Consider the following 14377-nt stretch of genomic DNA (forward strand, 5'->3'; position numbering starts at 1 on the left):
CAGAAGGTCGGAAAGCGCGTATGTGCAACGACCTGTAACCCGATGATCGGGTACTGTCATAAAGATTTCGTTTAGCATGATTTTAGTATCTATATTGTTGATTGTCAGCTACAAAGATACTAAAAAAGCACGAGATATGCAAGCTTTATGGCGCTAAAAATCAGACTGTTGCCGAGATTTTAACACTATAAAATTACTAAGAATTCATGACTTCGGATATGGTGTATTCAAAGAATTTCCCTACATCTATCATCGTTGACGCAACGCCATCGCTGCTTATCGCCTAAAATTTTGATGCGGTTGCCCTGCTGATAAGGTAAAATATATTTTAGGTATATATAGAGGGATTGTGCGTATTGTCATTGAAGTTAAAGAGAAGGCCCTTTGTTCGGTTGCAGAAGACGGAACGGTTTTCAAAAATCCGCGATTCGCATTTGTTGGTGATATAGTCCCGGATTCTCCATATCTTAATACAGACGTAACGAACTATCCTTTTGGGAGTGGTGGCGCGATAACTTATATTCCACGGACCAATTTTTAGCACCATAGCTTAGTGGCATGAATGGTATAAAGCACAACTCTGGAATTGAATGGATTCCGATATTTTTATTGAGTGCAGGCATATGAAGATCTGGGAGGGTAAAAGTCTATGCAGGAAATAAAAACCGGTATGATGTAGGGGTCATCGCGACTTTGCATCATACCGTTTAAACAATAGCATTCAATTAAAATAGATTACATGAGCTATCTATAGCTAAGCTTTATTGTCCAAATGTTTTTATCTGTTATTCTCGTATAATTATCTGTATGCAAAATTACAATAACATTATGCGTCTGAACATACCTAAATATGGGTAATTTTCTATTATTTAGGTGTCTGTTCTAATTGAAAACAATTAGTACGGGCCGATTTCAGGATGTTTCCGGCAGTAGATAGTTGGCGCTGCGTCTTCCTTCTTCGCATCAGCCGGACTGGATGTGGCGTTTTATTCTTGCATCTTTGTCTGGCTTCATTACCGCGCGAATGCGTTGCAGCCTCGCTGATGCTCGGAGAAAGCGCCAGCGAGGCCGGATTTTTGACGTTTTTAGAAAGAATTTTTGAAGAAATCTGCTCCACGAGAAAAATATTCAGCCGGGATGCTTGCGGATTCGGGGAAAAGTAGTACCTTTGCAGCCGGGTAAGTCCTACACGACCAGCTCCCTGAGAACTCCGCCAGGTCTTGATCGAAGCAACGGTATCAGGTTGTAGCGGTGCGATGTAGTAAGCTTACCCTTTTTTTTGTGCCCTTTTCAGAACTTTACAACCAGTTCAGCACACACTTTATCTCCGTCGCCTACAGGCACCACGGCATCGTGGTGATAGAAATACTTCTCATAGCTGAGGCGCAGATCGCAGCGCACGAATTTATAAATGTAGCTCAGAGTACCCCCGACTGTCACACGGTTGCGCGCGGCATAGTCAGTGAAAAGTTTCCCTTCGTCATTTCTGTTACCGCTGCTGTAGGCGGTCATTCCGTCGAATCGGGCCTGGACCGAGGCGCGGTTGAATATGCCTGCTTTTACAGGAAAACCGTAGTCGGCAAACACATTGTAGCCGTGAGCGGCCTTGTGGGCCTTGTTGGTGTAGTGCTTGTTGAGATACTCGCCCTCAAGAGTGAGACCGCCGTGGGTCCATGTCACGGAGCCCGTGAGCGAATTGATGCGCACAGAGTCCGGGATAAGAGTCTCGGCACCGGCGGCGATCTTTACCTCGCCGATTGTCCAAAGGGCTTTTCCGGCAAAGGCCATCTCTTTCACCCACACATTATGGTCAGCCATCGATGTGGGGTTGAACGCTCCGGCTTCAAGGCTGAGGAGCGATGATCCGCTTGTGGGAAAGGTATAGCTCAGCTTGGCTCCGACACCGCGCACGTTGTTCATTATGCCGCCGATAAACGAGTGGTTTGAGAAAAAATATGTGCCAGGTCCGCGGAAACAGTCGGTGCCGAAAGGCAAGCGGAACTGTCCGCCCTGCAGGCGCAGGCGCTTGGTAAAGCTGACACGCCCCCAGGCATCGAGGATCTTCATTTTACCCTGGTCGCAGAAGTCGGTCTGGATATAATAGTCGATAGGCTGGGCTATCTCTCCGGAAATAGACACGCGGGCATTGCGCACCGCAAAGCGGTTTTCGCCCCCCTTGGTGTCCATCTCCCAGCGGGCGCGGACTGTGCCGTGGATTTTGGGGACAAGATTAACCTTGTCTTTGCTGACTTCGTCAGATTGCGGCTGAGTGCCGGACTGCTGGTTTTCAGCGGCAAGACTTTTCTGAAATGATGCCAGAAAGGCAACGATGGCAAGAGGGAGGCAGAGATGTCTGATGTGTAGTTTCATTAGTCAGTGTGAGGATAGAGTCTGAATGATGCGGGTTTATGAAATTTTTCTTTAGAGAAGTCAGCCTGCACGCGGAAGGGGGCCGGCCGCTCCTCTCAGATGGCAAGTGCGATATTGTTTTCGGCAGCGATGCGGCGCATGTTTATGATGGCGTAGCGCATGCGTCCGAGAGCGGTGTTGATGCTGACGGATGTGGCTTCGGCTATTTCCTTAAATGACATGTTGCGGTAGAAGCGCATAACGAGCACCTCGCGCTGCGGATCAGGGAGGGCCATGACAATGCGTCGCAGATCTTCGTCGATCTGGGTGCTCACTATGGCATCCTCGATATTCCCTTCACAGAGGTCGCGGCGGTTGAGCACATCGCTGGTTTCGTCATCGGCCGAGACGGCATTCTCGATTTTTTCCTGGCGGAAGAAGTCGATGATCAGATTGTGGGCTATCCGGGTGAGCCATCCCGAAAATTTGCCGTGCTCGGTATAGCGTCCCTGCTTGATGGTCATGATGGCTTTGACGAATGTCTCCTGGAAGATGTCGTCGGCAATATCCTTGTTTTTTACAATGTGAAAAATGTAGGAATAGACTTTCTGCTGATGGCGTTCAAGCAATACGTCAAAAGCGTCGTTGTTGTCATTGGCATAAGCTGCAACCAGATCACGGTCGGCGAGCTTTGACAGATTTTGCATTGGTTTCTCGTTTGATTGGTTAGAGTAGCAATGTTCTATAGGCGGTAAATTTAATTAAAAAACGTTAAAATAAAGGCGGCATACAATAAACCGGAATTCCTATGGCAAATATATCAAAATTTCATTGACCTCGCAATTGTATTGACATACTTTAACCACTGTTATTCTATGTTTCACACAATAATTCCGATGAATTGGTGTTCTTCTATTTAAGAACTGTCTGAAACAAGGCAAAAACGACGTTAGAATCTGCTATTCCCACCACCACAACCTGAATCTTCACAATATCATGGCTTCTTCCGAACACTGCGGCAAAACAATGGTTGTTCTCAACCAATATAAATCCTATGGCCTGCCAAGTGTGGCAGAGTGGTATGCGGCCAACGGGGGAGAGGTCAGATTGCTTTATATATCAGAGGCTTCGAAGTCCGGTTTTCTTTCAAAGAAAGGTCTGCTGCGTGAATGGACCAAGGCCTTTTTCAAATGGGCTGTGCAGCCGCTGACTTTCAGAAACCGCATTGTCTACTGCACTTCGGCCCAGTTGCCGTTCATGCTCATCTGCCGTCTGGCCGGACTGGCTTTGGGCGACTGCCGCGTCTACTTCCATAATTTTTATCTACATGAACTCGGACGCAAACCGCTGGTGAAACGAATTCTCCGGTTTCTCCTTGCCGACAGCCGTTTTACTATTCTGACCCAGTCAGAGGGGGAGATCGAGTACTACAGAGCCCTTTCGTCAAAAGTTAATCTGAAATTCATACCATTCTGTTCCGATTTCACACCCGTGGCCAAAGAGGATCAACGGACAGCCGGTCTTCCTGATTCATATGTGTTTACCGGAGGATATACGAACCGAGACTATCCTCTGATGTTCAGACTTGCCGGGCGTTTTCCTGACAGACAGTTTGTCTTTGTCGCCTCATCGCTTAACGGCATTGAGTGCCCTCCCTCCCTTGACAATGTAACTCTTCTTTACAATCTCCCGAAAGATCAGTTCGAGTCGATCCTTACGGGTGCCGAGGTGGTTATTGTCCCTCTCAGGGAAGATGTCGGGGCTTCCGGTCAGATGCTTGCCATTTCGGCTGCAAGGAATGCAAAGCCGGTGGTCTATACAGATCTCTCGGTCATCAGTTATTTCTTCTCAGACGGTGCCGGCATTCCTTATCGTCTCGGCGATCTTGACTCTCTGTCCGCCGGGCTGCATGCGTTGTTGTCTGATTCCGGACTGAGAGAGCGCTGTGGACGGAAAGCCCTTGAACGCAGCCGCAATTTTACTATGGATGCCCAGCTGCCGCTGCTGCGTGATGTCATGGCCCTTTGATTATTCATTTGATCATTTCAGAAAAAACAAATCCGGCTGCTCTCACGAGTTACCGGATTTTAACCTATGATTCACTTATTATTTTTTGCTTAAGTCGGATGCATCGTCAGCAGCTCTCCCGGAGCACTGTGGTCCCGGCGGGATTACGTGCCACTTCTGATGCGGGTGCAAAGATATGTCATATTTTTGAAATTAGGGGCTTTCAGACTGAAAAAATCAGTGTCTGAAAGCCCCTGTTAACGTTTTTTACTGAAACGGGCAGTTGTCAGCGGTTGTTATTTGCCGCCGGGAGTCTTGATGTCGCCGCCTTTGGCGCTCTCAGCCTTGGGGGCGAGACCGCGGTTGCGGAGGAGGGCATCTACCGAAGGTTCATGGCCGCGGAAACGTACATAAAGTTCCATCGGATCCTCGCTGCCGCCCTTTTCAAGCACATTTTCTTTGAATGCTTTTGCTGTGGCGGGATCAAAGATACCTTTTTCGCTGAAGAGTTCGAAGCCGTCGGTGTCAAGCACTTCGGCCCAGAGGTAGGTGTAGTAGCCGGAGGCATAGCCGTCGCTGCCGAACACGTGTTTGAAGTAGGGCGAGCGGTAGCGGTAGGCTATCTGCCGGGGCATGTTGAGCTTTTCGGCAACCTGCTTTTCAAAATTGTCCACGTCAATCGTCTCGCCTTCGGCCGGATTGAGCATTCCCCATTCGAGGTCAAGCAGCGATGCGCCGGCAAGTTCGGTGGTGGTGAAGCCCTGGTTATGGGTGGAAGCGGCCTGGAGCTTGTTGATGAGGCTTTCGGGGATCACCTCGCCTGTCTTGTAATGGAAGGCGAATTCCTTGAGCAGTTCGGGTTCCAGAGCCCAGTGTTCGGTGATCTGAGAGGGAAGTTCCACGAAGTCTCGGTCAACGTTTGTGCCTGCCTGGCTGCGGAGTTTGGCGCGGGTGAGCATGCCGTGGAGTCCGTGGCCGAATTCGTGGAACATGGTTTCCACTTCATCCACAGTAAGGAGGGCGGGTGTGTCGGCAGTGGGGCGGGTGAAGTTGCCCACGTTGTAGATGATCGGACGGCCAACGGTTCCGTCAGGATCTTCAAACGATCCTTTGAACTCGCTCATCCATGCGCCCTGGCGCTTTGAAGGGCGGGGGAAGTAGTCGGTCATGAAGACTGCCACGTGTTCGCCCTTGAGGTCTTTGACTTCATAGACCTTGACTTCGGGATGATATTTCGGGGCTTCGGGAAGTTCGGTGAATGTCACGCCGTAGAGTCTTTCGGCCAGAGTGAAGATGCCTTTGCGCACATTCTCAAGCGAGAAGTAGGCGCTGACTTCGTTTTCGTCAAGCTCGAATTTTTTCTGACGGAGTTTTTCGGCATAATAATAGTAGTCCCAGGGTGCGATCTCGAATTTGGCGCCTTCGTTGCGCACGTATTCCTGCATTTCGGCTACTTCCTCGCGGGCGCGGGCTGTGGCCGGTTCCCATATTTTCATCAGCAGGCTCTTGGCTGCTTCCGGGGTCTTGGCCATGACGTTGTCAGTCATGTATGACGCATAGTTGTCAAATCCGAGCAGGCGGGCCTTGGCGGCGCGGGTCTTGATGATCTCGCCGATGACAGGGCGGTTGTCATAGGGCGCTTCGGAGGCAAGTTTCATGTAGCCTTCATACATTTTGCGGCGCAGTTCGCGGTCATCGGCATATTTGAGCAGGGGCAGACGGCTGGGGGCGTGGAGCGTGAAGATCCATTTGCCGGCCTTGCCGCGGCTGGCAGCTTCGGTGGCGGCGGTGCCCACGATGCCTGCCGGAAGTCCGGCGAGTTTCGACTCGTCATCCACAAGAAGTTCGAAGCTGTTTGTCGATGCAAGCAGATTGCGGTTGAACTGGAGATAGAGGCGGGTCAGATCGTTGTTGATGTTTTTGAGTTTTTCTTTCTCGTCGGCTGAAAGAAGGGCGCCGTTGCGGGTAAAGCTCTTGTAGGAGAGTTCGATGGCGCGTTTCTGCGGACCGTCAAGTCCGAGCTGGTCGCGGCGGTCGTAGAGATATTTGACGCGCTGGAAGAGCTTGTCGTTCATCGAGATCTCATCAGCTGCCGCCGCTGCCATCGGATAGGCTTTTTCAGAGATGGCGGTCATCTGGTCGTTGTTGTCGGTCTCGTCAAGAGAGCCGAACACGAGCATCACGCGCTGGAGCAGAGCTCCGCTCTTTTCCATGGCGAGGATGGTGTTGTCGAAGGTCGGGGTAGCCGGATTGTTGGCTATTGCCTCGATCTCCTTTTTCTGTTCGGCTATGCCCTGTTCGATTGCGGGGAGATAGTCGCCATAGGTGATCTTGTCGAACGGCGGAATTTCAAACGGGGTGTTGTAAGGAGCCAGAAACGGGTTCTGACGGGTCTGTGCAGTCATATCTGCTGAGGTGCTTAGTGCTGCCGGGAGCAATACGGCGCCGAGGGCGGCTGTTAATAATCGGTTCATGTTTCCGGATGGTATTATATATATTGGTTTATCGGTCAGGGTGCGGATTCAGGCTGAAGCCGGAGGTCCTTGTCGAAGAGGAAGGTGGTCAGCAGCGGGTTGTGGTCGCTTGAGTATATGCCTCCGCGCTCTATGTCAATGGCTTTGAACGGTCCGCGGTAAAGCACATGGTCTATGCGGAAGTAGAAGCGGTCACCGTGATATGTGATGGCCGGCCCGAAGGCGGCGTCGGCATAAGCGTCGTTCATTCCGTCGGCGCTGAGGATGCGGCGCACGGCATAGCAGTCAGGGATGTCATTGAAGTCGCCGGCCACTATGAACGGACCGCCTATCGAGTCGATCACGTTTTTGACTGTGTTGGCCTGGGCGGCCCGGTCTCTGAACGCCACCGCGAGTTTGCTCAGAAGCTGCGATTTCACATCGTTGATCTCACTCCTGAGTTCCTGCTTGCTGTCAGGCACGTTACGGAAAGTCTGTTTGTAGAGGGCCTTGTCGGCATCGGTCAGGCCGATGGATTTCAGGTGGACGTTTATCAGGTGAACTGTCTGCCCTTTTATGTCAAGCCGGAAGCATTCCATCACGTTGTGGTCTTTGGGCGGGATGTGGATTCTGACCGGAGTGACGGGATACTTCGAATATACCGAGAGCTGATTATCGCGGTTGATCACCCGGTAGGGGTAGCGGGCATAGAGCGAGTCGAGCTGGCTCTGCTTCATGTGCCAGTAGTCGCCTGTGGTTACCGCTCCTGATTCCATCATGTTCAGTCTGCCGGGGCAGGTCAGTTCCGGTCCGGCCTCCTGAAGGTTGACAATGTCGGCGTCGGTCGAGAGTATGTAGCTCATAGTGGCGTTTGCCTCCAGCTCCGGGTTTTCGCCACGGAAGTCGCAGTAGTGGAGTATGTTGTATGTCAGCAGGGTGAATGACCGCTCCTTTTCCTGCTCCGAAAGGCTGTGGCCTAAGATGTGGAGTGGCGAGAAGCTGAGTATCGGCTGGATGGAGATGAGCCATCCTCCGGCTATGATCAGAGCGAGCCGCCGGTCGAAGAACAGATCGGCTGTCATCACTATCATCCCCAAGAGGAGCATTGCCGGAAAGGTCATGGCTATCATGGCCATGATCACACGTGTGTCAGGGTTGAAAGTCCCTCCGTAGGCTGCCAGGATGGTGAGCATGGCAACAAACAGATTGATCCCCACGGCTATGGCGAGGACTGTCGATCTGACCGGGCGGTGTGGACGGGGAATTTTCATTTGATCTTACGGCTGACATCGAAAAGGCGCTGACGCTCTTCGGGTGTAAGGGCGGCATAGCCTGATTTTTTTATTTTGTCGAGAATAGAGTCGAGCACCTCGCGGTCTGAGCGGCTGCATGTGGGCTCATGCTGTTTAGCTGTCTTCTGGCCGGAGCCTGCGCCGGCCTGGCGGGTGTTCCGCTCAGGTCTCGCGGAGCGGCTGCGGCTCCAGGCTGCTGAGGTGAGACTGTTCCATAGGTTGGCCATTCGGTCAAAGGCCCGGTTGAACGGAGCCGTGATGTCATGGCCGCGTTTCATGCGCAGGGCATAGAGAGCTCCGACGGCCACCCCGCCGATATGGGCTATCTCTCCCCCGGCATTGTTGCCTGTGACTCCTATGAGCACCAGAAATATGGTGATTATGGCAATCCATTTGATCGACACCGAACCGATAAACAGCAGATTCATTCTGAAATCGGGCATGAGTATGGCCGTGGCGGTGACTATGGCTATCACCGAGGCCGATGAGCCGATGAGCATCCCGTAATGCTGGGCAAACATAGGCAATCCGCAGTAGGCCGCTATAAAGAGCACGGCGCCGCCCAGTCCGCCAAGCAGATAAAGCGCAAGGAGTTGCCGCGGTGTGGCTATCATCATGAAGAGTGTGCCGAACCAGTAGAACCACAGCAGATTGAACACAATGTGCATCAGGTCATACTGCGCGAACATATAGGTAAGCAGCGTCCACGGGCGCGTCAGGAGCACTCCCGGCGAACTTGGCAGCTGCACATAGCCCAGCACGGCGTTGATGAAGTCAGGGTTGCCGGAGAATATGCCTCCGATGGCCGTCAGGCGCAACACCACGAAGACCCCGATGTTGACCCAGATGATCTTCATCAGCATCGTAGAGGTCGAAAACGACCGTCTCAGCTGTCGCAGTGTGTCAGAAACCGCCATGAAAAGTGCCTTTCTTTTTCCAGTAGAGTATTATGAAGAAGCCGAAGATCATGCCTCCGAGATGAGCGAAGTGGGCCACTCCGTCGCTCCTTCCCGCTGCCTCGCTGAGACCTATGAGAATCTCGATCACACCCATGCCTATCACCATCCACTTGGCCTTGATGGGCACCGGAATGAAAAACAGATAGAGCGGAGCGTTCGGGAAGAGCATACCGAAGGCAAGCAGGATGCCATAGATGGCTCCCGATGCGCCGATTGTCACAAACATGTTGAGGTTTCTGGCCAGCCACGCTCTGCCTTCGGCCGTGAACTCGGAGTTGGTCACAAACTCGCGGGCTTCGGCGAAGTCCACGTCAGAAGTCTTGGCGATGAGTCTGACAAAGGTGTCTTCCCAGGTCAGCGCCCAGGTCAGCTCCTGGATCAGGGCCGCACCGACACCGCATGAGATGTAATAAAACAGAAAGCGGGCGCTCCCAAGAGTGCGTTCGAGCGTCATGCCGAACATGAACAGGGAGAACATATTGAAGAAAATATGTGCCAGGCTCCCCGTCGAGTGCATGAACATGTATGTGAGCAACTGGGCCGGATTGAAATCCGAAGCCTTGAAATAGTGGAGACCGGCATAGGTCTCCAGGTCCGCGCCGAGATGACGCGGAAGTACGAACATTGCCAGCCAGACAATCAGATTTATGATAATCAGATTCTTTGTAACAGGCGGCATCTGTGAGAAAAATGAGTTTCCTGTCTGCATAGCTGCAAATTTACAAAATATTCCCCGAATATTCACATCACTATGCGGGGAGTAGGGAAATATGCGGAGAGATAGGGGGCGGATTATTTGTAAACAATTGTTTTACGCATAATAGTGTGCCGACCGGCCTGATTAACTGTTTTTAACTGATGTGGCGCTCCCGCAGAAAGGAATATTTACCGGGCGTAAAACAAATGCCGCTGTCAACGTGTTAAAATTGAAATAATTTCATCAATTTTAAGGCAGGCGAGATTCCTGCTGTTTATAAACTTGAATAGCACAAAGGACAATGAATAGACTCCGTTCATCATCAGGCATGGCAAAAGCCGTGGTGTTAGTCTGTGCGGCTCTTCTGACGGGCTGCGGACACTCTGAAAAGGCGCAGGTAGCTCCGCCGGTCAAGGTGACGGTCATGCCTGTGAGCATGACCCGCCCTGACGGCAGACTGTCTTTTTCCGGGACTGTGGAATCAGCGGAAACCTCGATGCTGAGTTTCTCCGTGCCGGGAACCATTACAGATCTCTATGTCGAGGAAGGTCAGCGCGTGGCCAAAGGGCAGGTGCTCGCCAGAGTCAGGAGCGACAGCTATGTGAACGCCGGCAATATCGCCGATGCGGAACTTGCAGAGGCCCGCGACGCATATGCGCGTCTTAAGAAACTTCATGACGCCGATGCCCTTCCTGAGATCAAATGGGTTGAGGTGCAGAACAAGCTGAAGCAGGCTGAGAATGCAGCCGAGATGTCACGGCGCGCCGTCACGGATGCCACTCTTCATGCTCCGGTCAGCGGTGTGGTCAGCCGGAAACTTGCCGGAGTCGGGCAGACGGTCATAGCGGCTGAGCCGGTGCTGGAGCTTGTGACCGTCAGTGATATCCGCATAACTATTTCCGTTCCTGAAAGTGAAATCGGCGCGATTGCCGAAGACCAGGCCGCCACGGTCGGTTTCAAGAGTCTCGGCATAGACTCGCTCTCCGGCCGCGTGGTGCGTAAATCGGTTGTGGCTGATCCTCTGACACGCGCCTATACGGTCAAAATTGCCATTCCGACGGCTGACGGACGCATCCTGCCGGGCATGGTCGGAGATGTGGCCGTAGCTTCAGTCGCGTCGGCTGATTTGTCGGCCACGGCGGCAGAGGTGCTTCTTCCCTCGCAGTCTGTTCTTCTCGACTCTGACAACCGCACGTTTGTCTGGGTGGTTGACGGAGGCAAGGCGGCCCGGCGCTTTGTCAAGGCCGATGCTCTGGCTTCGGGCGGCGTAATAGTGTCGGAAGGCCTTTCGGCCGGCGACAGCGTGATAGTGGCCGGTATGCGGAAAGTTGGAACCGGCTCTCCTGTCAGCGTAGAGATTCAGGGAGCCTACGGGGCCGAATGAGTTTATATTTCCTAATTACAGATATACTCTAAGTTCAGACTATGTCCAGTCAGTCAGATTCTAAAAACACTGTTCCGGCTCCGTTGGCAAAGCCATCGCCGATAGTCGTGGCCGGAATGAAATACAGCAAGGAGATCATTCTGATCACCTGTATTTTCATCGCTTTCGGCATCTATGCACTGAAAGTGATGGATAAAAACGAGTTTCCATCGTTTACAATCCGCGAGGGTGTGGTCGGTGCGGTCTATCCGGGCGCTTCTGTCGAACAGATAGAACAAGAGGTGCTGAAGCCTCTTGAAGACTATGTGTTTTCTTACAATGAGGTCGACAAGACCAAAACCCACTCGCAGATTTCAGGCAATACGGCCATCATCTTCGTAGAACTTGATGACAATGTGGATGATGCCGACAGCTTCTGGAACGAGTTCAAGATCGGCATGGAGGCCGAGAAACTCAAACTTCCGCCGGGAGTGCTCGGCGTGGAGACTCTCAGCGATTTCGGCGAGACATCGGCGCTGCTCATAACCATGCAGAGCAATGAAAAGACATATCGGGAGCTGAATGACTACATGGACGATCTCAAAGACCGTCTGCGCACCATAGAGAGCGTAGGCACAATGTCGGTCTCCGGTATGCAGACCGAGCAGATTGCGGTCCGTTTCGACCCTGAAAAGCTCCAGCACTATGCCCTCTCGGAGAAGACCGTAGGCGCTACTCTTCTGGCCCAGGGTTTTCAGACCACCGGAGGCTCTCTCCGCAACGGCAGCTATACCCGGCCTGTATTCGTGGCCCGTCCGGTCAATTCAGTGGCCGATGTCGCCGCTATGGTTGTGTTCTCGGCCCCTGACGGCAGTGTGGTCCGGCTCGGCGATGTGGCCGAGGTCAGAAAGGAATATCCCGATCCTGACAGCTATATCACCAATAATTTCGATAAATGCATACTCTTGAGCGTGAGCATGAAAGACGGTTACAATATCGTAGAGATGGGCAAGGAGGTCGACGCGCAGCTTGAAAAGGCCCGTGCCGACATGCCGGAGTCTGTCACGCTTTTCAAGATAACAGATCAGCCGGTGGTGGTCAACAGTTCGGTCAACTATTTTCTCGTCGAGCTGCTGATAGCCATAATCGCGGTGGTGGTCGTCATCATGATTCTTCTGCCGCTCAAAGTGGCGCTGATCGCTGCGGCGACAATTCCGGTGTCGATCTTTATCTCGCTCGGACTCTTCTATGCCTTTGACATAGAGCTCAACACCGTGACCCTCGCCTGTCTGATTGTGTCGCTGGGCATGATTGTTGACAATTCGGTGGTGATCATTGACGACTATGTTGAACTGATCTCCGAGGGCATGGACCATATGTCGGCCACTCTCCGGTCAGGAACCGAATTTTTCAAAGCCATTTTCTCGGCCACACTCGCCATATCGGTGACTTTCTTCCCCTTCCTTCTGACGGTGACAGGCATGTTCCGTGACTTCCTGACGGATTTCCCCTGGGGCATGACCATAATTCTGTTTGTGTCGCTTCTGATAGCCGAACTTCTCGTGCCATTCATGCAGTTCAGGCTGATCAAGGAGCCGATCTACAAGGAGCAGCAGGAGGCTCTCGCCTCAGGCAAGAAAAAGTTCAGCATTTTCAACTCGATGCAGAAAGGCTATGACCGTCTGATAGGGCTGTGCTTCAGATGGCCTAAAACTACCATCCTTATAGGTGTGATCTGCGTGGCGGCAAGCGCATGGATGTTTGTGGCCACACCTCTGCAGCTCATGCCTATAGCCGAACGCAATCAGTTTGCCGTAGAGATTTTCCTTCCGCAGGGCACCTCCGTGGAGCGCACCACCCAGGTGGCCGACTCGCTTGAGCGAATACTGGCAGCTGATGACAGAGTGGTATCGATAGCCTCTTTCCACGGCTGCTCGTCGCCTCGCTTCCAGGCCACTTACGCTCCGCAGGTCGGAGGCCCGAACTTCGCGCAGTTCATAGTCAACACAAAAAGCAATCAGGCTACCATCGATGTGCTCAACGACTACACCGGAAAGTACGAAAGCTGGTTTCCCGATGCCTTTGTCCGCTTCAAGCAGCTCAGCTATTCCACCGCCGACTATCCGGTGGAGATCCGTTTCACCGGATCTGACCGCGAGGCTCTGAGCCAGGCCTGCGACTCGCTGTTGCGTGTGGCCCGCCGTGTGCCCGGACTGAGAAACGTGCGATCCTCGCTTGACAATCCTGTGGCCGTCGCCATGGTCACGCCTGACGTGACACGTGCTTCGCGGCTCGGTCTCAACAGTGTGCTCCTTGAAACTACTCTTGCCATGCGTTATAGCTCAGGACTTCCGGTGGCCACGGTCTGGGAAGGCGACTATGGCATACCCGTGGTGCTCAAAACCGGAACTTCTGACCGGTCAACCGCCGAAGATCTTCTCGGCGAGCCTATGCCGGTGATCGGCCTGGGCGATGTGCCTTTGCGCCAGATAGCCGATGTCAGGCCCGAATGGCATCCTGGCATGCTCACACGTTACAGCGGCATCCCATCCGTGTCGCTCATTGCCGAAGTGCAGCGCGGGGTCAACGTGATCGACCGCACGGAAGCTCTGATGGACAGCATAGACCGTTATGAGCTTCCAGCCGGAGTCAGCCTTACACGCGGAGGCGAATGGGACAACACCATGAGCACTCTCCCGCAGATTCTTGGAGGCCTGGCCATCGCTGTGGTCATCATCTTCTTCATCCTCCTGCTGCATTATGCCGCGGCTGACACGGCGCTCCTTCTTCTTGCCTGCCTGCTGCTGTGCATTCCGGGCGCGGCAATCGGACTGCGCATCCAGTCTACGGATCTCTCGCTCACCTGTGTGCTCGGTCTGGTGTCGCTGATGGGCATCCTTGTCAGAAACGCGATAGTGCTTCTCGACTATGCCGAAGAGCTGCGCAATCAGGGCGCGAGTGTCTACGATGCTGTCTTCAATGCTTCCAGCCGACGTATGCGCCCTATCTTCCTGACATCTGCCGCCGCCACTATGGGTGTGCTCCCGATGGTCATGGGTGACAGTGCCCTGTGGAAACCCATGGGAGTGGTGATATTCTGGGGCACACCTGTCACCATGATATTCATCCTCACCGTGATCCCCGTGGCCTACTGCCTGATGAAAAACCGCGGAAAGGCGGCTGACAAACCTCTCGAAGAGCCTCTTGAAACCCATCTGCTCTAAGAGCTTGCCTAAGAAGCCGCTATTAGCCGGCCT

Annotated in this window: 10 protein-coding genes and 1 other RNA gene; 4 read left to right on the forward strand and 7 right to left on the reverse strand. The window is 52.9% G+C overall.

Going from position 1 to position 14377, the window contains the following annotated elements:
- Positions 1–865: 865 nt before the first annotated feature.
- Positions 866–1117 carry a hypothetical protein gene (locus tag C5O23_RS14155; RefSeq protein ID WP_133166524.1) on the reverse strand — a complete coding sequence of 84 codons (252 nt, stop codon included), beginning with the start codon at positions 1115–1117 and terminating at the stop codon, positions 866–868.
- A 59-nt stretch (positions 1118–1176) separates the two neighbouring features.
- Here C5O23_RS14155 and ffs point away from each other — a divergent pair.
- An RNA gene (gene ffs / locus C5O23_RS07755) (signal recognition particle sRNA small type) lies at positions 1177–1276 on the forward strand.
- A gap of 14 nt (positions 1277–1290) precedes the next feature.
- Here ffs and C5O23_RS07760 read toward each other — a convergent pair.
- Both C5O23_RS07760 and C5O23_RS07765 read right to left on the reverse strand, forming a co-directional pair.
- On the reverse strand, positions 1291–2370 hold the full coding sequence (locus tag C5O23_RS07760; RefSeq protein ID WP_107032379.1) for a porin family protein: 1080 nt from the start codon (positions 2368–2370) through the stop codon (positions 1291–1293).
- Positions 2371–2465: 95 nt separating this feature from the next.
- Positions 2466–3056 (reverse strand): sigma-70 family RNA polymerase sigma factor, encoded by a 591-nt coding sequence (locus C5O23_RS07765; RefSeq protein WP_107032380.1) that lies wholly within the window; start codon positions 3054–3056, stop codon positions 2466–2468.
- A 289-nt stretch (positions 3057–3345) separates the two neighbouring features.
- Here C5O23_RS07765 and C5O23_RS07770 point away from each other — a divergent pair, with 289 nt between their 5' ends.
- Entirely contained in the window at positions 3346–4377 is a 1032-nt protein-coding gene (locus C5O23_RS07770) for a glycosyltransferase family protein (RefSeq protein ID WP_107032381.1), read from the forward strand.
- Between the two features lie 275 nt (positions 4378–4652).
- Here C5O23_RS07770 and C5O23_RS07775 read toward each other — a convergent pair whose 3' ends face one another.
- From C5O23_RS07775 to C5O23_RS07790, 4 genes are read right to left on the reverse strand one after another with little or no spacing between them, the layout of a single operon-like run.
- Positions 4653–6830: a M3 family metallopeptidase gene (locus C5O23_RS07775; protein ID WP_240597738.1), complete on the reverse strand. Its 2178-nt coding sequence runs from the start codon at positions 6828–6830 to the stop codon at positions 4653–4655.
- Positions 6831–6865: 35 nt separating this feature from the next.
- Positions 6866–8080, reverse strand: coding sequence for an endonuclease/exonuclease/phosphatase family protein (locus tag C5O23_RS07780; RefSeq protein ID WP_107032383.1), 1215 nt, complete (start codon positions 8078–8080; stop codon positions 6866–6868).
- Positions 8077–9018, reverse strand: coding sequence for a rhomboid family intramembrane serine protease (locus tag C5O23_RS07785; protein ID WP_107032384.1), 942 nt, complete (start codon positions 9016–9018; stop codon positions 8077–8079). The genes C5O23_RS07780 and C5O23_RS07785 overlap by 4 nt, the downstream gene beginning before the upstream one ends.
- On the reverse strand, positions 9005–9739 hold the full coding sequence (locus C5O23_RS07790) for a rhomboid family intramembrane serine protease (RefSeq protein ID WP_107032439.1): 735 nt from the start codon (positions 9737–9739) through the stop codon (positions 9005–9007). Before C5O23_RS07790 ends, C5O23_RS07785 begins: the two co-directional genes overlap by 14 nt.
- A gap of 319 nt (positions 9740–10058) precedes the next feature.
- Here C5O23_RS07790 and C5O23_RS07795 point away from each other — a divergent pair, with 319 nt between their 5' ends.
- Complete coding sequence (locus tag C5O23_RS07795; protein WP_107032385.1) at positions 10059–11141, forward strand: efflux RND transporter periplasmic adaptor subunit; 1083 nt, start codon at positions 10059–10061, stop codon at positions 11139–11141.
- A 41-nt stretch (positions 11142–11182) separates the two neighbouring features.
- A complete protein-coding gene (locus C5O23_RS07800; RefSeq protein ID WP_240597740.1) occupies positions 11183–14344 on the forward strand; it encodes an efflux RND transporter permease subunit in 3162 nt (1053 codons plus the stop codon).
- The last annotated feature ends 33 nt before the right edge of the window (positions 14345–14377 follow it).

It is taken from the genome of Duncaniella muris (assembly GCF_003024805.1).
Classification (GTDB): Bacteria; Bacteroidota; Bacteroidia; order Bacteroidales; family Muribaculaceae; genus Duncaniella; species Duncaniella muris.

Coding starts and splice junctions, on each gene's coding strand:
- C5O23_RS07775 (WP_240597738.1), bottom strand. CDS start 6,830: ATGAACCGATTATTAACAGCCGCCCTCGGCGCCGTATTGCTCCCGGCA.
- C5O23_RS07800 (WP_240597740.1), top strand. CDS start 11,183: ATGTCCAGTCAGTCAGATTCTAAAAACACTGTTCCGGCTCCGTTGGCA.
- C5O23_RS07785 (WP_107032384.1), bottom strand. CDS start 9,018: ATGGCGGTTTCTGACACACTGCGACAGCTGAGACGGTCGTTTTCGACC.
- C5O23_RS07770 (WP_107032381.1), top strand. CDS start 3,346: ATGGCTTCTTCCGAACACTGCGGCAAAACAATGGTTGTTCTCAACCAA.
- C5O23_RS07795 (WP_107032385.1), top strand. CDS start 10,059: ATGAATAGACTCCGTTCATCATCAGGCATGGCAAAAGCCGTGGTGTTA.
- C5O23_RS07760 (WP_107032379.1), bottom strand. CDS start 2,370: ATGAAACTACACATCAGACATCTCTGCCTCCCTCTTGCCATCGTTGCC.
- C5O23_RS07765 (WP_107032380.1), bottom strand. CDS start 3,056: ATGCAAAATCTGTCAAAGCTCGCCGACCGTGATCTGGTTGCAGCTTAT.
- C5O23_RS07780 (WP_107032383.1), bottom strand. CDS start 8,080: ATGAAAATTCCCCGTCCACACCGCCCGGTCAGATCGACAGTCCTCGCC.
- C5O23_RS07790 (WP_107032439.1), bottom strand. CDS start 9,739: ATGCCGCCTGTTACAAAGAATCTGATTATCATAAATCTGATTGTCTGG.